A 19,724-nucleotide genomic window follows, 5' to 3' on the forward strand; every position below is an offset into this window, starting at 1 on the left:
TGTAAAAGACCTGTATAACGATGCACCTTGGATCACTATGCCAATTCCAGTTGCAAAGAAGGCATTAGTCGCTGCAAGTTCTTCAAAGACTTCCCTTGCCAGGGGATGTTTTTAGAGCCTTGCAGGACCATTTGAATATTTCCTTGCTGACGAACCTTGATCACGAACTTTGACAGCACGTTGATCCCTGAACTATTAAGAAACTCTAGCTCTCGTAAGTCTAGAGTAATCCTTTGTGGCTCTTGGTCAGCGAGATTAGTCAATAACTTCACGATTGGCGCATATTCTTCCGTCCCGCTTAAGCGGAGTGAACCCTGGCAGATCACTGTTTCAATATCTGGGTCGTAGTAGATGCAGTAATCTTCAGTCTTAATCTCCATCATCCCAAAGCTCTTTGCATAGTCTTAGTTGTTTTCGTAACCTATAGGGTCAACTGCACCATCGTCGTTACAGCGATCGCTTCTGGATCGTTTTGGACGCTCTCGAACTTCCAGCCTAGCTTGGCTTGATAATCGTTCATCATGGTCAGAAGCCCTAAACGAGAAGCGTGTTCATGCTCGTCATCTGCATTTTGTTCCAGATGACGAATATACAACTCGTCAGGGTCGGAGGTTGTTAACTCCTGGATGTAGTTCTGAAACGTCGCGATCTCTTTGGGATTGACACTGTTAGTTGCGAGAAACACAAGTCTGTCACTATGCATTTGAAGAGTCAAGCTAATCGGGTAGTCTGAGGTTTCGTCAGTAAACTTCATGGCATTCTCTAACAACTCATTGCCAATAAAGCTAACAGCGCTCTTTACCTCTCTTTGGATGTCATCTTCACTAGCAGCCTCCTCATTTCCCGGAAAAAACGTCGAAAAGTAGTCAGCCATAAAATCAGCCGACAACCCATTGGTTCTCCAGCGCTGCTTAACTGGCACAGAACTAGGCGAAAAGAAAAGAGTTAAGTATTCCTGAACAACAGGCAGATCCTCATGGAAATCCCCAAATATCTGAGTCATGTCGATAGTATGTATTCCCTTGGACTTGATATCACTTGTTAATTGCAACTCACGAATAACGAATGACTACTTCTGTTTGAGTATCAGCAAAGTGATGTCATCGTAGACCTTTTGCTCACCGATATGCTGTCGAACATCCTCAACAACGGCTTGCCTGATTTCCTCTGTTGACCGATGCCAGTTGTCGCCTAGCACCTCACAAAATCGCTCAATCCCGTATCGTACCCCTGACTGATTTTCGGCTTCAGTAATTCCATCAGTGTATAGAACTACCACGTCTTTTGGGTTCAACTGTACTTGAGTATTAGCGACGAAATCGCTAATATCGGCTTCTAAACCAATGGGAAAGCCTAAATCTATTGTGTCAAACCGTTCTATCTGACCACCAGAGCGCACGACAATCATCTCCTCGTGTTGACCGCTCAAGCACAGAGTACCCTCGTGGTAGTCCAATAAGGAGAGGGTAAGATTTTTATCTGAATTCATTCGCTGCACGTTGTCGTAAATCACCCGATTTAGCACATTCAAGAATTTAGTAGGGTCAGTTTCATTGTTTGCTAGAAGGGTACGCACTGCCGTTTGTACCATAATCATCAATACGCCACTTTCCAAACCGTGTCCGGTTACATCTCCAATACCAATTTTGACTAACCCGTTGTAAGTCAGAACGTCGTAGTAGTCGCCTCCTACCTCTTGTGCTGGCTCCATAAAACCAGTAATCTCCAGTTCGGGAATTGACTGGAGTTCCTCCTGTTTCGGCAATATCATCTGTTGTAGTTGGCGTGTTATCTCTAGTTCCGCCTTCATCCGGAGATTTTCAGTCTTGAGGCGCTGGTTGAGGAGTGTTATTTCCTGGTTGGCTTCGTTGAGTTCAGATGTCCGTTCTAGAACACGTTGTTCTAACACCTCATTTGCCTTTTCTAATGCAGTAAAGGACTCGCGTAACTTTTGAGCCATGTGATTGAACGCCTGAGCCAGAACTCTGAGTTCCTTGACACTATTCGTTTCTACTTTTTGTTCTAATTCTGGACGAGCAAGATCTGAGGTAGCGGCTTGCTTCGCTAATATCCAAGAGGCATTGCTCAAACGCCAAATCGGCTGAGTAATTGAACGGGCGGTAAGAATGCCCAGTATGATTGCCAAAATTAAAGCGGCTAGACAAAGGAGAATTGTAGAGCGGGTATTGGTATTGATACGCTCCATGAAATCTGATTCTGGGACTACCACTACAATCAACCAGTCAAGACTTGAACCACTTTGGAAGGGTAGCACTTGTACAAATTGCCTCTGTCCTTCTAGGACAAAGTTGAGTTGTTGGCTGTTACGAATTTGGCTGAAGTCACCGAATTCTTTCACCAAGTACTGTGCAGTGGAGCGAATCAAGATTTCTTTGCTGTCTGTGGCTCTCAAGCGTTTCGCCTTACCCTCTACTATGAGGAATGGCTGCTCCGTAGTGGAACTTCCGATTAAATCTCCGGAACGCTCGACAATGAAGGTCTGTCCCGATCGCGAAATTTTCAGACTTTGAAGGAAATTACTGATTTGTGAGAGGGTTTGTTCGCCTAGAAGTACCCCCTTAAACCTACCTGTCTTGTCGTAGAACGGATAGGTAGCACTGATATCAAGCCTGCGATCGCTGAAAGATACGCTAACTTCATCCCAACTGGGGCTGCCTAGTTGTACGGCGCTTCGATACCAAGACCGAACCCTAGCATCGTAGTTGGGTCTGTTGAATAGCAATTTAGTGCGATCGCCTCGGTTGTCTACAGCATATCTCCGCATAGCGCCACCCGTAGACTCGTTCGCTACGACGATGTATTGCTCAAGACCGTTAGCCCCAACGAATTCTCCCCGCTCGTTGGCGAAAGCAATCGTAGCCATTTCAGGGAACAATTGGGTCTGTGCCCAAAAGTAGCGCTCCAGGCTCTTTGAATCTTCTAAACTCAACAGACCCTGCCTGACAGCATTAGCATTAATTTGATTGATCAGATGGGGTGTCGCCATGTAGGTTTTAAGATGCTGGTAGATGCGGGCAGCGATTTCAAGGCGTAACTGGGTGGCTAGGTCGTTGACTGCCTGCTGACCGTTGCGTAAGGAAAGATACCCCGTTAAGCCCACCGCTGCAAAGATTTGGAGGACGAACGGTACAACAAGTATCAAACGCAGTGACGGTCTTTTAGAAGAAACTAAGCGGTTTAGAACGTTAATTAACATGATCGGGCGATCGCTCCTAAGCTACCTGTTGCTGTTTAAGCATCGGCAAAATGATACCGTCGTCGATATTTTGCCCCCCGATTGCTGCTTTGCCTCGTTGGTTACAGTTTTGGAACTTACCCATAGCACCCTTGTCTAAGCCGGAGCTTGTGAGGCGATTAAAGAAATGGTGCAGCTTAGATAGCCTTGCATTATGTTAATCAGGCGTAAGTCCTAAGGGTTCGTATAAGAATAACTAGACTAACATGGCGGCTCGATTCCAAAAACCGAAACAACTACTTGTTTCGGTGAATTGACACTCATAACCCGGAAAAAGGGAAGCAAACTTTTGACAGAACTTCTGAATGACGAGATTAGGAATTGATGAAATAGCCCTAATCAAAATAAAAGGAAATTTCTGTGCAATATTAATAGACAAGCGAGAAGTCTAAACTCATCGGGATAATAGATGGAAGGACACCTGAAGAAATTAGTAAAGTGCCGAAGAAATCGGGGAAAGAGGTCTTATATAAAATAGAATAAGTAACTATAGACTTGTGAAATATTACAAAAGTTTAGTCATAGGAATCATGCCAAACACTCAAGCCGTATTAAAAAAATAGATTCTTCCACTAAACTAGAACCGACGATTAGCGTTTAGTTCACATTTTGGGAAAATTGCTTGAGACGATAACCTAAACCATGAACAGTTTCTATAAAATCATCAGGCGCACTTACTGCTCGGAGTTTTTTGCGTAAGCTCTTGATGTGAGCTTTGACTGTATCTTCCTCTGGAGGATTGTCAAGTGACCAAATGTGTTCAATGATGACACTGCGGCTAAGTATCCGCCGTTCATTGCGTAAAAGGAGTTCCAAAAGACTATATTCTTTGCCAGTCAAGCGCAGAGATTGGTTCTTGTAGCTAACTTCGTAGGTAGCTGGATCAAGATGCAAGTCACCCCAGTTTAGCGTTGGTGATAATGAACTACTTCCCCGTCGTAGCAAAGCTCGAATCCGAGCAAGTAATTCTTCTAAATCAACAGGTTTGACCATGTAGTCATCAGCGCCAGCATCCAAGCAGCTAACTTTATCGGATGTTGTGTCATGGGCAGTTGCCATCAAGATTGGCATTTGGTAGCCATGAGAGCGTACCCGCTTGCACAAATCAATGCCACCCAGCTTAGGGAGTGTCATATCTAGCACAATTAAGTCATAGTCAAGGTTTTTGATTTGCCCCCAAGCAGTTTCTCCATCTGTAGCGACATCAACTACATAACGCTGATCTGCGATCGCATCGGCTAGTACCTCAGCGAGACTAGGCTCATCCTCTACTAAAAGAATCCTCATAAAAGCTAACTACAATATTTTAGAGTTGGTGCCAGTGCGATCGTATCAAGCACATAAGCTTAACGCAGTACTGATGCTTCCCGTTGGAAAACTTGGTGAACGGCTGATTGTAATTATTTAGCCAGTGCATTACCTGCTTTGAGAAGCATCACACAGCTTGGCGCATGGGTGATCTTGCTATCCATCACCATTTGTACTGCTACATCTAAGGGCATACGAACTCTTTCGATTGTTTCTGTTCCTTCTTGATGTGTTTGTGTAAATGTTAACTGCTTCACCAGAAATAGATACACAGGACAATGAACGATTGATGTATCTAAATCAAAGATTCCTAAATTGCTCCATTCCTCGGCTTTGATTCCAATTTCTTCTTGAACTTCACGTTGTGCCGCTTCTAGCGGAGGTTCATCCTCCTCAATCGCACCGCACACGACTTCGATGCTTTCTTTCCCAAGAGCATAGCGAAATTGCCGAGTAAGATACACGGTTGCATCGCTATCTATCGGCAGAATAGCAACACCAGGTTTCATTGTAACGGTGGAATACATACCGGGTTGCCCGTCAGGTTGAACAACCTGGTCTTCACGGACATTGATAAATGAATTTTGATACTTTCGACGCTTTTCTTGTATCGTCCAAGGACCGTACTGTTCTGCCATGAGCTGTTCCCTTGCTATAACGTAAACAAGGCTATCCTCAAGTCAAGCTAAGGTACATGTGTCTGAGGTAGGGGAATCCAGTAAAGGGTCATCGTGCGGTATGTTTTCAGCAAACTGACAAGAAGCGATCGCCTTCCATTGCTGCTCCTCATGTCTCACACTCAGGCTTCAACGGCACGGCTCACCCAGAGGAAGACCATTACGCTGTAGAACTTGATTATTGGCTCCCAGCATTCTCACTTCACAAATCTTGGCTGCTCTCGTTAAAAGTATACCGAAGACACCATTGGTGACTTGATCACGTAGAGTTTGTCCAGTGCTAAAACTTACTTCTACAGCAACGACTTTGGAGCTAAGAGCGCGTCCAGAAATGAATGTCTTGTCATCATCTACATTTTTGCCCTCACTAACCTCTGAACCTGAACTGTACCAAACCAGACCCATTGGTGAAAATTCAGTAAGGTAATCTGCTGCTAGACTTTGCGACCTTAATTGCCAAACACTGCTCTTATGTTCAACAGGACTCGTATTCGTAATACGATAAGACGTTTGCCCTAGTGATTGGGAAACCTTCGCTTGTCGCCAAACAGTGTTCTCATGGACAACCCATGCCGTATACAAATTAGCTTGTAAAATTGATGTTGTAGCATCACGACAAATCTGTCTGTAGAGTACCATTACGCCTTGCGAATACTTGATAGTACGCAGAATGCGGAAATCTCCAAGAACCATAGCTTCTGGAGCGTAAGGCTGAGAACACGTAGGTGAGACAAATACATGATGACGAAGGGCATCTTCAGGGCTAGGAGCAACAGGGAAGGAGAATTGATCAACATAGATCGTCGGTGGACTCTTGCTGTCGCGTTGTAGTACCTGACCATTAGCGCCTAGTACCCTTACCTCACGGACTTCAACAGCTTCTGGTAAAGCCATCGCCAAGATGCCATCCTTGCCTTCGTCCCGTAAAGTCTTACCGTTATCAAACGTCGCCTCTACAGCAGCGACTTTGGGTGTAAGAATTTCACCATAGATTACTGCGTGGCGATCACCTCCAACATTCTTTTGGTTGAGTTTAATGCCGTAGTGTACAAGTTCTCCTGGTGGCTGTGGCAAGACTTCAAGATGATCTCCACTACCTGATGCTTGCCAACCTAATCCTTTTCGTACCACGACTTGATGCCCTAAAAAGTTTCTGTTTTCGATTGGAATAGCGTTTTCACTGCGGCAATTAACCTTGTAGACAACAATTTTTCTCGCTGACCACTTGCGGGTGTTCAAAACGTTGAAATCTTCTGCAACAGTATTTTGAGGACAAATATTACCTAAGTTTCGACGGACAACATCTTCAGGGCTAAGAATAAAGCGGTTGAGGCTATAACCAGCAGTTGCACACAACAATAGTCCAACTAAGGCAAAAACTAGCTTGTTTCTTTGCATCTCTCAATACCAACTAGTATGAGAATTTAAGTGCTTCCTTCGCAAGGTTTAAAAACTGCTGCACCAACTACACGAGCGTGGAACTCCAGGAAATTGGTAGCGCTCACAGCGTAGCCTTACCCTTCACAAAAGGTTTCTTGTTCAATCTTAAGTCAGTTCAATTGCCCTTAATAATTTCTATGCAAAATGATACAGGAGCCAGAATTCACAATTGCTCTATGCAATTGATACTAGCGCCTGAACTGTCTACCCCAACTATGGGTAATAGACTGAACTTTACATAACACTAGATATCAAGAATCACCATTGCTGTCCAACCGTCATCGTTTTTTTCTAATTGAAAACGGTGTAACGTAACAGCTTTGACATCTACCCGTTGTTCGTGTCTTTCCAAGTCAAGCGTTTCTCCTTGAGTCACTGCACTTAGATGATATTCTCCGTTCTTCTCCTCAATCTGAACCTGCTGCGATCGCAACAAAAGTAACTCACTGTCCTTGTAGTAGACGAATTCTTGCAGAAAATTGAACAGGAGCATATCTAGTTCATCATTTTCCAAGGTGAAAGTGCGTGTTTCTTTTAGTGCGATCGCATCCAGATTATCAATCATCACGTTAATCGTTGCATCACCTGCCGCTATGAAAATCTCCTCTAAATCTTTTCCCCAAGCGTGAAAAGCAATATCAGCAGTGGCAACATCTTCAAGAAACTCATAAGGCATAGAACTATTGCTCACACGTCTTTAACTGACTAATAATTTCTTCTTTGCGATCTCTCAACTGTTTGCCGATAAAAACTAGCTCCGTTCCCTCTTGTTCAAATCGCTCCAAATCCCAGCGTCCAGCTACGAAATTAAACAAATAGGTACCTGAATCAAACTGGATAAAACCTTTTGCCCGATACACGTCTGTCTCAAGACTATCAGCAAATCCCTCAAAACATTCAGGATTAAAGGTAGCTTCCGAAGTGTAGCTGAATGATTCAAATTCGGGTTGGTGAACGTGATGAGGTGGTTTTTCAACTCGCTCCCTTGCAATACCAAATAGCAAATCCGTATCTACTTGACCCCGTTGGGTGTGCAAAATTGAGGCGACTTCATTAAACGAGTGCAACTTCTCTTCTATCGCTTTTAACTCGCTTTTAGACACCAAATCAACCTTATTTAAGAGAATAGTGTCTGCTCCTTCAATTTGCAGCCGAGTTGTGTGTCCTACAGACGGATATTTCACCATTGCATCCGCATCAATAACTGTCACAACTCCATCCAGTCGCACTTTTGGTAAACTCTCTTGAATATCGAATACCAGCGCATCTGGCTCTGCAACTCCAGTTGTCTCCACCACAATGATATCTGGGTCAACAGTATCAATAATTTCCTCGACAGCCGCTTCAAACTCACCCAGCAGTGAACAGCACACACAACCCCCACCGAGGTCTGCCATCTCGACATTTTTCCCGGCAATGATTTTACTATCGATCGCAATTTCGCCAAATTCGTTCATCAGAATAGCGATTTTGCTGGAAACCGTATTGAGGATGTGACGTAGTAGTGTCGTCTTTCCGCTTCCAAGCGGCCCAGTAATAACTGTGAGTGGTGTGCGTACTTGCATACTCTACCCCTTAACATTTCCGATTGGAGTCAGCCGAACAACCCGTTTGCTAATTCCAGCTAACTCAGCCGCTTCAATGACATCCTCAATATCTTTGTACGCGCCACCCGCTTCCTCTGCTAGTCCAGTTTTTGAAGTACTGCGGACATAAATGCCTTTACGCAACATATCCCTTTGGAGTTGGTCTCCCTGCCAAGTTTTCCGCGCCTTTGTTCGACTCATTGTTCGTCCGCTACCATGAGCAGTGCTGAAGAATGTCTGGTCGCCAGTAGGTACGCCAACCAACAAATAAGATCCAGTTTCCATACTGCCGCCAATGATAACTGGCTGACCAATTTCCTGATACCGCTCCGGCACATCTTCCATCCCTGGTCCGAAAGCACGAGTTGCACCCTTACGATGGACAAGAAGCGATCGCTCTTTCCCATCAACAACGTGACGCTCTAACTTAGCTGTATTGTGAGCTACGTCGTAAACCATGTGCATACCCAAGTCTTCCGCAGAACTTCCAAATATCTCCGAAAACACCTCACGGATGCGGTGCAGAATGACTTGACGATTAACATAAGACATATTGATGCCGCACTTCATCGCCGCAAAGTAGGCTTGACCTTCAGGAGAATTGAGAGGCGCACAGGCAAGTTCCCGATCTAAAATCTTGATGCCGTACTTGCTCTCCATCACTTTTAGAAAAACTTGTAGATAGTCGGTTGCTACCTGATGACCAAATCCCCGACTACCACAGTGGAACATCACTACTACTTGATCTGGGCGAGTAATTCCCATAGTTCGGGCTAAGTCACGATCAAAAATGTGTTCCTTTCGAGCTACTTGAATTTCAAGATAGTGGTTGCCAGAACCTAGAGTCCCGATTTGGTTGAAACCTCGATCAATTGCCTTTTCACTAATCTTTGAAGCATCGGCACCCTTCATGCAGCCGTTTTCTTCAATGAGTTCCAAATCTTCTTCCCAACCATAGCCATTACGGAGACACCAACCAGCACCTTCCTCGACAACCTGCCGAAACTCTTGCCGCGAAATCTTCACAAAGCCAGTGCTTCCTACTCCAGCAGGAACCCTTTGGTAGAGCTTATCTACCAGCTTTTTGATACGAGGTTTGACTTCATCGTAGGTCAGGTTAGTTACCAGCAAACGCATTCCACAGTTGATGTCAAAACCGATGCCACCAGGGGAAATGACACCCCCTTGGTCTACATCCATCGCTGCCACTCCACCAATGGGAAACCCATAGCCAAAGTGTCCATCAGGCATACACAAGGCGTACTTCGTTATCCCTGGAAGCGTTGCTACGTTAGTAACTTGGTCATAAACGGCTTCGTCTAATTCCTGTATTATCTTCTCTGTCCCATATATCCGGGCAGGAACGCGCATACCCTCTTTGTAGGAAACAGGGATTTCCCAAACTGTGTCAGAAATTCGTTTTAAACCTTTCATCATAACCATTCGCTCTACTCCCGCTTATCTCCTATATCGGTTGTCTTCCAAACGTTTTGCAACAAAACCTTGGGGGTTAGTAGTGGGAGTATTCAATTACACTAATACAATTGTTCCGAGCATAACGTTATGGCTTTGTCTGAACCTCTCCCTAAAGGAGCGGTCTAGGGTTTAAAACTCAGGCTGAAGCCTCCTGCCCTCTACCTTCTGCCTTTCAAGCTAAATTCTTTACAGCTAATTGGTTTCGGGGAAAAGGAAAAAGAGGAAAGGTATGTATGAAATTACCTTTCCCCTTTTGCTGAGCAGTTGTTGTAAATTAAAGCTGCGATCGCTTATACCACTTTGGATTTTGGATTAGTGGACAACTCCGCTAGATGGCAGCAGCTTAATGAATCTCGAAAAGCGACCACCAATCATTATCATCTCGCCCTGCAAAACCTGTAACTTCCTGCTGACTTGCCGTCCAATTAGGATGGGAGTACCCGAAGTGAGAGTGCAGAGCATGATTGGTATTAACGTGAATCAGCCTCATTCGCCGATTCGTATCCCAAACTCCACCACCTTCGATTTCAACTCGCCAGTTATCATTGTCATCGCCAAAGCCGTTGTCACCGAAACAGGTAACTTCTTGCTGACCCGTTACTGGGGAAGGGATTCCGCCATGACTGTGTAAGTTTCTCCCAGTTAACCCATGCTGCAAGCGAATAATGTCACCATTTTGAACGGGTTGCCCTGCCCTATGGTTGTCAGGTTGCCCATGCGCTCCTTTAATAATCCAGAGATCGTTATCATCTGCCCCCTCATAAGCTGTTACCTGTTGCTGACCGGATGTACTGCGGTGACCATAATTGAGTGGGTGTGAGTGCAGGGTTCTAACGGTTGCAAGATGGCGCAGCTTGATTTTATTTCCGAAGGTTGCGATCGCACCTGGAGTACTTGGCGCTAATTGGCTAACACGATAGCGAACGGTGTAATTCCAAGTAGACCATCCGAAAACTCCGCCGAGGCTACGTCCACTAAAGTTCCACTCTTTAATTTCTGTGCTAGGAACTCCTACTGGGATGTCTATTGTTGTTTGACCGAGCTTATCATCTTTGTCATGCTGGGCAAAGAACCCAACGACTCGAACCGCTCCTCGCAGAATTGCGGCCGCTACTTGGTTGGGGTCTGGGTTTTGACTGTCAACTGGCCCCTGCTGTATCTGTGGGTCACGGGGTAGTTGCTCAATTTCTCCTGCGATCGCATCGGTTAATTGGGTAACCCATTCTCCATGCTTAGCCCAGTCTCTGGCTGCATCTTCATCAAAGGCTTGCAGACCAATGTGAACACTTCTGTTCTCTGGTACTTCGGCATCAAACATGACGCTGCGATCAGCAGCAAATGAACGAGTTTGATTGTTATTAATCCACAGTCGATTGGTTAACACAGGTTGCGTTTGTCTTCCGTCCGACACACCACCAACTAGATACAATGTGTCAGCTCCAGTAACATCCTCTGTATCCCTGCACAATACTTCTACTAATTCGATCCGAACTCGCATAAATTTCTCCTGAGATTAAGTCAAGAATTGATGACTTCATAAGCTCCAGTAGAAGGTGTTGTGGTTCCGGACTGAACTTTCCAATTCACACCACAAAAGGAACTGGCACACAATCTAATTGACGAATAAAAATTCAGGTATAAATATTCAAAACTTTAGATTTTTGTTCATGGGAATAAACCAAAAAATGTCTTCACCCGATCGGGTGATACAGTTGGGTGAAGTGCAACTGCCTATTCACGCTTTAGTATTTAAACGGTTTATAAATCAAGACAACCAGACACCAAAGCCTTCTTGGCTGTTTAGATGGGTTTTCATGTTGATAAGGGACAGTCTTTTTGAAATAGGAAAAGTAGGAGTGAATTTTTGTTTTTTATTTTCTCCTTTCCTAAGTTCAAAACTATGACTTCCAGTCAATTGAAAACTATTGTAGGAAAACGATTGTCTACTTCCATTGGCATAAGTTGCCATAGCTCAAGAGATAAGTGTAGGCAGCACTAGTTATTTGACTTTTGGCAAAAACTTTGATGATACACTACGAACTTAAACCACTTAGCCTCGGCTATCGTCTTACAGTCTGGGAGTCTGCCCCAGTAACACCAAGCCGTGTGGAGCCTTTCCACTTTAAATTAAACTTCACCATCGTTTCTCTAAGAGAAGCGCAGAATATCCTAAACCTAATTCCAGGAGAAAAGGCAAATGCCTTGAGTCCTAGTAGTAGTGAGTGAGATTATGTCTGTTTGCTCACGTTGTACTATGTAAGAACTTAAAGGGTTACTCTCAGATTCCCTGCCAATTGTTCAGCCCCTTGAACTATGTTGAATCTGCCAGCCTGTCTCTCAGTCAAGTTTCTCCCTGGTGCTGAGCGAATCAACCAGCCGTACCGCCTTACTGGTCAGCAACCGGATAATCTCTGTGGTCCTTACTGGGCTTCGATGCTGCTTCAGGCTCATGGGGTTGCAGGTGTTGATGTGACGCAACTAGCATTGTTAGCAGACTCAAAGTTACCAATCGGTGATCCGACTCATTGGGTGCCACCAGGAGCAAGTTCACGTCAAGACTATTCTCAACCCCTGCCAGAGACGGCTAACGTTCAAGAGGCGGGTACGGCTGCAACAGGGTTAGTAAACGCTGTGTCCCAAGCCTCATCGGGGCGTTATGCATTAGTGCCGCTTCGTGCCAACTGGTCACCAGAGAGCGTTGAAACTTTAATTGCTTTGTGCCAGAACAATCGTAGTTGGGAGGCAGTACCACTTTGCAACGTGCAAACAGGGCATCTATGGGGTTCGCGTGTAGCCTTGACAGATGCTTTGGCTTACCTCGGTGGTGAGGATATATCACCGCCCGAAGCCGATTGGGATGTCGGTCACTTTGTGACGCTAGCGGGAAGCGTTGAAGGAAATCAGCGATCGCTTCTCCTTGTCCGCGACACCTACCCAATCTTTGGCTGGGACGGCTACCACTTGCAACCACAAGATGCGATCGCCTCCGCCCTCCGACGCGATGATGGTAAAGAGGGCGGTGTATTTTTATTCGTTGCGGCAGAGAATCAGGCTGAGGTAGAACAACAAGCTAGGGAACAAAGCTTTGATATTGCTAGCTGGGATAACGGAACCCCAGTACGTTGTGACGGACAATCCCAAAGTAGTTAGGCAAAGTCAGAAGGGTTCTCGATTGGAGAGTTTGTTGCCTCCAGAAGAACCTACTGACGCATCTAGGCAGAGATCTCTGTACAGTTTCTCCTGCAAGCAGTTCCATCTAACATTTCTATAAAAATGTCAAGGATAAAGAACCCCCTTTGCAATGAGTGACACAGTAGGTTAAAAACAAGTCACACCTGCTTTATGGCTAGATGTTCCACTCGCGATCAGCTTGCAGCAGCGCCTTAGTAAAGCGGAACGAAGTTCAGCACTATCGCAACCATCAAGCCATTACAACTTACGACAAGAGGTAAGGATGTCATTCACGGCCAGTGTCATTACCGCCAAAGACTGGGGAGCAAAGCCCCCAAAACAATGGTCAGAGATAACTCGACCGCAGTACATCATCATTCATCATACGGCTACCCCGAATCCCCCCAATGATGCCTCGAAAGGAACGCTAACAGGAGCAAAGGAGTTTGCCAAAAGTGTTCAAAAAGCCCACATGGATGGCTTTGGTTGGGTAGATTCTGGTCACAACTTCTTAAACACCACTACTGGATTTCTGCTAGAGGGCAGACAAGGCTCTTTAGCGGCGATTGTACAAGGGCGTAGTGTTCGCTCTGCTCATGCAGGTAACACTAAGGGTAATGAGTCACCAGGAATTGAAAATGAAGGTACCTTTACCACCTACCAGATGAAAGTCCTGCAGTGGAATAGTTTGGTTGAGTTATGTGCTTCGATTTGTTCGTCCTGCAAAATTAGCCCAGACAATATTCGAGGACATCGAGACTTTTCCCCAACACAATGCCCTGGTGATTGGTTGTACAGCCAATTACCTCGATTACGCAACGAAGTCCGACAACGCATTGATGCTTCAGTCGAAGACTATCTGCGGGAAGGCTCTACAGGAACGAAAGTCAAAGAACTACAGCAACTCCTGAAAGCCAAAGGCTTTAATCCGGGTCCAATCGACGGTATTTTTGGCTCTGGTACAGTACAAGCTGTTGTTTCCTTTCAGAAGTTTAACGGGTTGAAGGCAGATGGTGTAGTTGGTCCCGCAACTTGGCAGGCGCTGTCGGTTGTTCCTGTCCTGCCAGAATCCCCACCCGCAACGCTGAGTCTAATTGACACTTATAAGTATTATCGTGGCTTACCTCACCAGGATCAGGCGATCGCTTGGTTGCAAGGACAAGTCTCAAAACAAGTGTTGGAAGAATTTTCTCAAAAATGGCGAGATACACCCTCACAACCCTTTCTACCACTTCAACTTGGAGCCGTTAGTCCAGAAGTTAAACAACTCCAACAGCGCCTACAACAGCAAGGATTGAACCCAGGAGTTGCTGACGGAATCTTTGGTGCTGGAACACAAGCGGCTGTAATTGCCTTTCAAAAAGCTAAAGGAATTTCGGCTGACGGAATTGTTGGAGAAAAAACCTGGACGACGCTAAATCTCAGCTAGAGTCAAGCGACTAAGGATTAGACTATCGCCAGTTTATGTCTTTAGAGGAGTTGACACGCTAACCTCTTCAAAAACATCACCCTAATTCAGGAATCCCCAAACCTTCTGTAGTGATATATTTTGGCTGGGGTAGTTTTCGTTAGTTCACACTTCTTACACCATGCCTTCATATTCAGGTGATGTTGAACTTTCTGTAGTCGTTCCCGTGTACAACGAGGAGCAGAATCTTGACTATCTGTTTGAGCGATTAACCTCTGTCCTTAATCGCCTCAACATGACCTATGAAATTGTTTGCGTGAATGATGGAAGTAAAGACAATACAATTGAACGACTGATTGAACATCATCAACAAAACCCTGCCATTAAAGTCGTTAATCTGTCTCGAAATTATGGCAAGGAAATTGCTCTGAGCGCAGGTTTGGACTATACCTGTGGTGATGCTGTTGTACCCATTGATGCTGATTTACAAGACCCACCAGAATTAATTGCAGATCTGGTTGCAAAGTGGCGCGAAGGCTATGATGTTGTTTTGGCGACTCGTCGCTCACGTCAAGGAGAAAGCTGGATAAAGCGCCTCACCGCTAATGCATTTTACCGAATTATTGATCGCATTAGTCATGTCCCGATTCCCCGCGATACGGGAGATTTCCGCTTAATAGACCGTCGTGTGGTTGATGCTATTAAGCAACTGCCAGAACGCAATCGTTTTATGAAAGGTTTGTTTGCTTGGGTAGGTTTCAAACAAACTTCGATTCTTTATGACCGTCCCTCACGTTACAAAGGAGAAACAACCTGGAACTACTGGCGACTTTGGAACTTTGCTCTGGATGGAATTACCTCCTTTAGCTTTATTCCTCTAAAAGTCTGGAGTTATATTGGTCTTTTAGTTGCTATTCCTGCATTCTTCTACGCAAGCTTTCTAGTCATTCGTACTGTACTTTTTGGAGTAGACCTACCTGGTTATGCTTCGATCATGGTTGCTGTCCTCTTTTTGGGAGGAGTTCAACTGGTCAGTTTAGGTGTCCTTGGTGAATATCTGGGTCGTGTATATGAAGAGGTAAAGGGGCGCCCACTGTACTTAGTGCGAGAATCTTATGGGTTTGATTCGAGTCAATCAGTTAAACAAAAAGTTCACTCCTCTTAAACCGAATGTCACTAATTGAAGGAAGGTAGAGAAGGTGAGGAAGATGGGAAAGTAGGAGAGGTAGGGTCGAAATTACTCCCCCATCTCCATCATCTCCCTTAACGAGAGTGTAATTCCTCTTAAACCTGATGAACCCAAGGTAAAAGACTCCTAGAAAAAAGTTATTCAGGTGGCAAGTGGAGGGTACAGGAAAGCTGTGCCCTACAGCTATTGATGAGACAATTTATTCTCTGCCCACACAATCCATACTCATAATGACTATGATTTATAAATACACTCAAAAAGCTTGCAAGAATAGTCGGAGGTTTCACAGTGGCTCATCTCCAGCAACGCCGCTCTCAAAACGTGAGTGGTGAGTTTTATGTTGATAGTACCTGCATTGATTGTGATACTTGCCGATGGATGGTTCCGGAGGTGTTTCATAGTGCTGGTGGGCAATCTGCGGTTTATCATCAACCGACATCAGAAATAGAACGATTGCGATCGCTTCAAGCGTTATTAGCTTGTCCTACGGCTTCCATTGGCACTGTTGAAAAGCCGAAGGACATCAAAGAAGCACAACAGAGTTTGCCGATTTTAGTAGCAGAAAATGTCTATCACTGTGGCTACCATGCCGAGGATTCCTACGGTGCAGCTAGCTACTTCATTCAACGCCCTGAAGGAAATGTTTTAGTAGATTCTCCTCGTTTTACGCCGCCACTTGTTAAGCGTATTGAAGAAATGGGTGGGATTCGCTACTTGTACCTGACGCACCGAGATGATGTTGCCGATCATCAGAAATATGCTGAGCATTTCAAGTGCGATCGCATCTTGCATAGCGACGAAATCAACAGTGGAACGCGAGATGTTGAAATTCAGCTATCTGGCTCGGAACCCTTTGAGCTAGCTCCTGATTTATTAATTATTCCCGTTCCTGGTCACACCAAAGGTCATACAGTTTTGCTATACAACAACAAGTTTCTGTTTACTGGTGACCATCTGGCTTGGTCAGACGAGCTTAATCAGCTAATTGCTTTCCGAAGAGCTTGCTGGTATTCCTGGACAGAGTTAACTAAATCAATGCACAAGTTGGTGAACTACTCATTCGAGTGGGTACTGCCTGGTCATGGACGTCGCTACCATGCAGATGCAAAGACAATGAACCAACAGCTACAACAGTGCATTAATTGGATGAAGTCCACTAAGTAGCAAAAGGCAGAAGGCAGAAGGCAGAAGGCTTATCAGTAGTACGTGGTTGTTTGGGCTCTTAAATCTGTCCTAACCTTTATGGCTACAGCTATGGATGTATTTTTCCGTACTTTACCCATAACGTTTGCTAGAAGCATTGATCACTCGCCAGCTAGTCAAACTGTGGAGGCAGTTCCGAAGGAGAAAGGCGATCGCTAGTAGAGGGAGCAGGCGAGTTTAGGGAGGGAATAGATGGTTCTGGTGTTGGGGAAGGGGAGGAGGTTGAGGAGGGGCGTGAAGGTGACGTTGAGGGGGGTGTTGAGGGTGACGATGCACCTGATTGTTCTTGCATCGCCTCTGCGTTTTGTCGGGCATTTGCCGCCGCAGCAGCAACGGCAGCAGCAGCGGCAGCAGCCGGATCAGTGGGAGTAGGGTCAAACGTCTCAATCGTGACGGAGCGTGTGATTGGTTGCCCTACACCATTGCTTACTTGCAAAGTAATTGTTTGACTTTCCGGTTGCTGGCTGAGGGGAAAAGCGACGGCTCCTTGCAAGGGAACGCTTCCAGGAGAAGGCAACAGTTGTACGGCTGTACTTCCCCCTCCCTCAACGTTCCAAGACACAACCAACGCCAGGGGAGGCTGCCCCTGTTCCATGGGAATTAAGTACTTTGGTCTAGCATCCTGGTTATTGATTCGGAAGTTAAGAATTTGGGCAGGGCGGGGTTGAATCTTGATTGGGTCAGTTTTGGTTGGTTCTGGAGCTTTTGCTGACTCATCTTTGGGGATAGCAATTAATTCAAAAATGTAGTCTCCGGCTTGCCGCACGCCTGTCCCTAGATTCTGGCAGACTAAGACGTTGCCAATCTCACAAAATTCTTGCAACTCTTTAGGAATACCCTGAGCGAAGTTAAAGCGCTGTGGCGGACGAGAGATCGCACCATCCGGGGTACGCCCTACAAGTTGAAGTGCTTGCAGGTCTTGGGGTCGGGTTACTACCCAGTTCAGCCGAATGTCGGATGGATTTGTAATTGCTGGAGAGGCCTGGGTATTACCCCGTGCAGACTGATTCGCTGGTGTATTCTTCGCTTCTAGATAAGCGGCTTGGGTTGGTTTGAACTCAACCACCTGCGGCAAGGGAACTGGGTCAATTGCGATCCGATCCGTTTTCCGAGACTCTAGCGTTTGTCCCCGTCCCCGTTTGGGAATCAAGGTAAGTTCAAAGACATATTCCCCCGCTTGCCGAGCATCGGTGCGAACGTTTCTACACGTTAAAAGGACTTGCTCAAGTGTACAAAACGGTTTCAGCGCTGGGGGCAGGGATTGACTAAAGTCATAGACAAGTGGGCCACTAATTGCCCGACCATCCGGAGCCTGACCAGTAATTCTCAGAGAGCGGATGCGGTTGGGAAACTGAATTTGCCATCCGACTTGTGCGACATCCCCATTCGCCGCCGAGTAACGGGAATCCTCAACATAAAATTCTAAGATTTTTGGGGAAACTGGCGGTCTAAAAAACAACCACCAAATCAGCCAAACCAAAAGCGCCAAAGTGCCTAACCCTGCCAGCACCAAAGGGAGCAGTTGCCACCAGGGACGTGCTGCCCATGTCACATATCCCGGAAGCAAGCTACTGGGTAAGGGTACCTGCTGGCGGTCTTCTAACTCTACCTGAAAGTTCAGCACTCGACCCCCACCCCACAGAGGGCGCCGCCACCACCGGGTCGGCTGTACTGTTAACTTCGCCCGTGCGGTTTCTTTTGGCGTTATTTTGACTTCGTTTGGCTCAAGGCGGTAGGTGCAACTTTCACCTCCATCTAAGTCATTCACCCGCAGGAGAAGCTCACGCTCTGTATTACCGCTATTGACAAGTTGTACTTCAAGTAATCCTGATTGCTCCCTGATTCGACTGATAATGGGTCGCAGGGCAGGTTGGAGTAAGTAGATCGGGAGAACCTGGAAATACACCAAATCTAAAAGATTGAGGTCTGGGTTATTTTCCGAGTACAGCCGCACAGTTGGGATATAGTTCGCTGCTAGGGCATCTGAGGGCGGGGTAATGAGCAGCAAAATTTGACCTTGATCTCCGGGATTGAGACCCAAACTCTCAGCTTCTAGTACTAGCCCCAATCCTTGAGTTTCCTGGGGGTAGGTAATAGTAAACCAAGATTCCGGCAAGTCTGTACAAGTCAAACGGAAGCGATCAACGCGATCGGAGCGGTTGTAGACTAAAACTTGCAGTTGCAGAACACTACTCGGTTGCAGGACAGCAGGCTTTGCTGAACTCGTTGGCGGTTGTATGACGAAGGTCGGGTCACTCGCTTTGACAATGTCAAGACTAGGGGGCAAAATTTCTAGCTGTTGCGAATACCGAGCTGGAGGATATTCTGGGTAATGCTGCGGCGCATCAACGACGAGGAGATAATGAAACGTTCCCGGCAGCACCTCAACAGGTATCTGAAATCGAAAAACAACCTCACCACTTTGGTCGGGTGATAGAGCAAGGTATTCCTGACTCGATTGACACCATTGACGCAACAGAATAGAAAGGTCATCAATAAAAATGTGAACAACAGCACTTTGGCTACCTCTATTGGTTACAGTGACTGCCAGTTCAAACGTTCCTCCTGATGTGACAACATCCTTACCAGAGGAGTTGAGGATAACGGCAAGCGGTTTGCTCGGACTAAGCGACTGTAGCAGGTTGTCGGAGAAGCTGCCTGAAGCGTAGCTATCGGCTAGTGAATCACCTTGGGTAGGAGACGAAGCGCGATAGCGATCGCTGCCAACGTTGAAAATTAAATCTTGCTGCCTGAGTTCTGCAAGTAGCCTGCTGACCTCTTCCTCAGATTTGCGGGTTTGGGCAGCAATCTCAGCTAAGCTGACACCTGCTTCCTGCTGTGCCATCCAGGTAAGGAGTTGCTGCTGCTCGGCAGTTAACCGCCGCAGTTCGACTAAGCTTGACAAATTACGCGGCTGTCCTGCCTCTGAACTCAATTGATTTCCCGTCATCTTCCTACTTCCCTATCCCGATCTTTAAGAGTAGGTGTTAGGTATTGGAAAATTCCTAGC

Annotated in this window: 17 protein-coding genes; 5 read left to right on the forward strand and 12 right to left on the reverse strand. The window is 45.9% G+C overall.

Annotated features, from left to right (window positions below; all coding sequences use genetic code 11):
* Window positions 1-35: 35 nt before the first annotated feature.
* The 11 genes from AC5JL3_RS04945 to AC5JL3_RS04995 form a co-directional block, all read right to left on the reverse strand.
* The gene (locus AC5JL3_RS04945; protein ID WP_496073446.1) at window positions 36-380 is read right to left on the reverse strand and encodes a slr1659 superfamily regulator; all 345 of its coding nucleotides are present in this window, start codon (window positions 378-380) and stop codon (window positions 36-38) included.
* A gap of 41 nt (window positions 381-421) precedes the next feature.
* Window positions 422-1,003, reverse strand: coding sequence for a slr1658 family protein (locus tag AC5JL3_RS04950; protein WP_496073418.1), 582 nt, complete (start codon window positions 1,001-1,003; stop codon window positions 422-424).
* Window positions 1,004-1,069: 66 nt separating this feature from the next.
* Window positions 1,070-3,217, reverse strand: coding sequence for a SpoIIE family protein phosphatase (locus AC5JL3_RS04955; RefSeq protein WP_496073419.1), 2,148 nt, complete (start codon window positions 3,215-3,217; stop codon window positions 1,070-1,072).
* A gap of 636 nt (window positions 3,218-3,853) precedes the next feature.
* Window positions 3,854-4,543 carry a response regulator transcription factor gene (locus AC5JL3_RS04960; RefSeq protein ID WP_496073420.1) on the reverse strand — a complete coding sequence of 230 codons (690 nt, stop codon included), beginning with the start codon at window positions 4,541-4,543 and terminating at the stop codon, window positions 3,854-3,856.
* A 113-nt stretch (window positions 4,544-4,656) separates the two neighbouring features.
* Window positions 4,657-5,202, reverse strand: coding sequence for an NUDIX domain-containing protein (locus tag AC5JL3_RS04965; protein ID WP_192219467.1), 546 nt, complete (start codon window positions 5,200-5,202; stop codon window positions 4,657-4,659).
* 168 nt (window positions 5,203-5,370) lie between these two features.
* Entirely contained in the window at window positions 5,371-6,639 is a 1,269-nt protein-coding gene (locus AC5JL3_RS04970; RefSeq protein WP_496073421.1) for a hypothetical protein, read from the reverse strand.
* Window positions 6,640-6,925: 286 nt separating this feature from the next.
* Entirely contained in the window at window positions 6,926-7,357 is a 432-nt protein-coding gene (locus AC5JL3_RS04975; RefSeq protein WP_496073422.1) for an archease, read from the reverse strand.
* Between the two features lie 4 nt (window positions 7,358-7,361).
* Entirely contained in the window at window positions 7,362-8,246 is an 885-nt protein-coding gene (locus tag AC5JL3_RS04980) for a CobW family GTP-binding protein (RefSeq protein ID WP_496073423.1), read from the reverse strand.
* Between the two features lie 3 nt (window positions 8,247-8,249).
* The gene (locus AC5JL3_RS04985; RefSeq protein WP_496073424.1) at window positions 8,250-9,710 is read right to left on the reverse strand and encodes an RtcB family protein; all 1,461 of its coding nucleotides are present in this window, start codon (window positions 9,708-9,710) and stop codon (window positions 8,250-8,252) included.
* A gap of 376 nt (window positions 9,711-10,086) precedes the next feature.
* Window positions 10,087-11,241, reverse strand: a complete 1,155-nt coding sequence (locus AC5JL3_RS04990) for an MIR domain-containing protein (RefSeq protein WP_496073425.1) — start codon at window positions 11,239-11,241, stop codon at window positions 10,087-10,089.
* A gap of 267 nt (window positions 11,242-11,508) precedes the next feature.
* Window positions 11,509-11,712, reverse strand: coding sequence for a hypothetical protein (locus tag AC5JL3_RS04995; protein WP_496073426.1), 204 nt, complete (start codon window positions 11,710-11,712; stop codon window positions 11,509-11,511).
* A gap of 56 nt (window positions 11,713-11,768) precedes the next feature.
* On the opposite strand from AC5JL3_RS04995, the gene AC5JL3_RS05000 reads away from it, so the two are divergent.
* The 5 genes from AC5JL3_RS05000 (at window position 11,769) to AC5JL3_RS05020 (ending at window position 16,675) form a co-directional block, all read left to right on the forward strand.
* Window positions 11,769-11,969, forward strand: coding sequence for a hypothetical protein (locus AC5JL3_RS05000; RefSeq protein ID WP_496073427.1), 201 nt, complete (start codon window positions 11,769-11,771; stop codon window positions 11,967-11,969).
* Between the two features lie 87 nt (window positions 11,970-12,056).
* Window positions 12,057-12,893: a DUF6885 family protein gene (locus tag AC5JL3_RS05005; protein WP_496073428.1), complete on the forward strand. Its 837-nt coding sequence runs from the start codon at window positions 12,057-12,059 to the stop codon at window positions 12,891-12,893.
* A 304-nt stretch (window positions 12,894-13,197) separates the two neighbouring features.
* Window positions 13,198-14,343 (forward strand): peptidoglycan recognition protein family protein, encoded by a 1,146-nt coding sequence (locus AC5JL3_RS05010; protein WP_496073429.1) that lies wholly within the window; start codon window positions 13,198-13,200, stop codon window positions 14,341-14,343.
* Window positions 14,344-14,503: 160 nt separating this feature from the next.
* Window positions 14,504-15,487, forward strand: a complete 984-nt coding sequence (locus AC5JL3_RS05015; RefSeq protein ID WP_496073430.1) for a glycosyltransferase family 2 protein — start codon at window positions 14,504-14,506, stop codon at window positions 15,485-15,487.
* Between the two features lie 312 nt (window positions 15,488-15,799).
* Entirely contained in the window at window positions 15,800-16,675 is an 876-nt protein-coding gene (locus AC5JL3_RS05020) for an MBL fold metallo-hydrolase (protein WP_496073431.1), read from the forward strand.
* A gap of 151 nt (window positions 16,676-16,826) precedes the next feature.
* Here the strand turns inward: AC5JL3_RS05020 and AC5JL3_RS05025 are convergent, their stop codons facing one another.
* Window positions 16,827-19,664 carry a COG1470 family protein gene (locus AC5JL3_RS05025; RefSeq protein ID WP_496073432.1) on the reverse strand — a complete coding sequence of 946 codons (2,838 nt, stop codon included), beginning with the start codon at window positions 19,662-19,664 and terminating at the stop codon, window positions 16,827-16,829.
* Window positions 19,665-19,724: the final 60 nt, after the last annotated feature.

This window comes from Symplocastrum torsivum, from assembly GCF_059505465.1.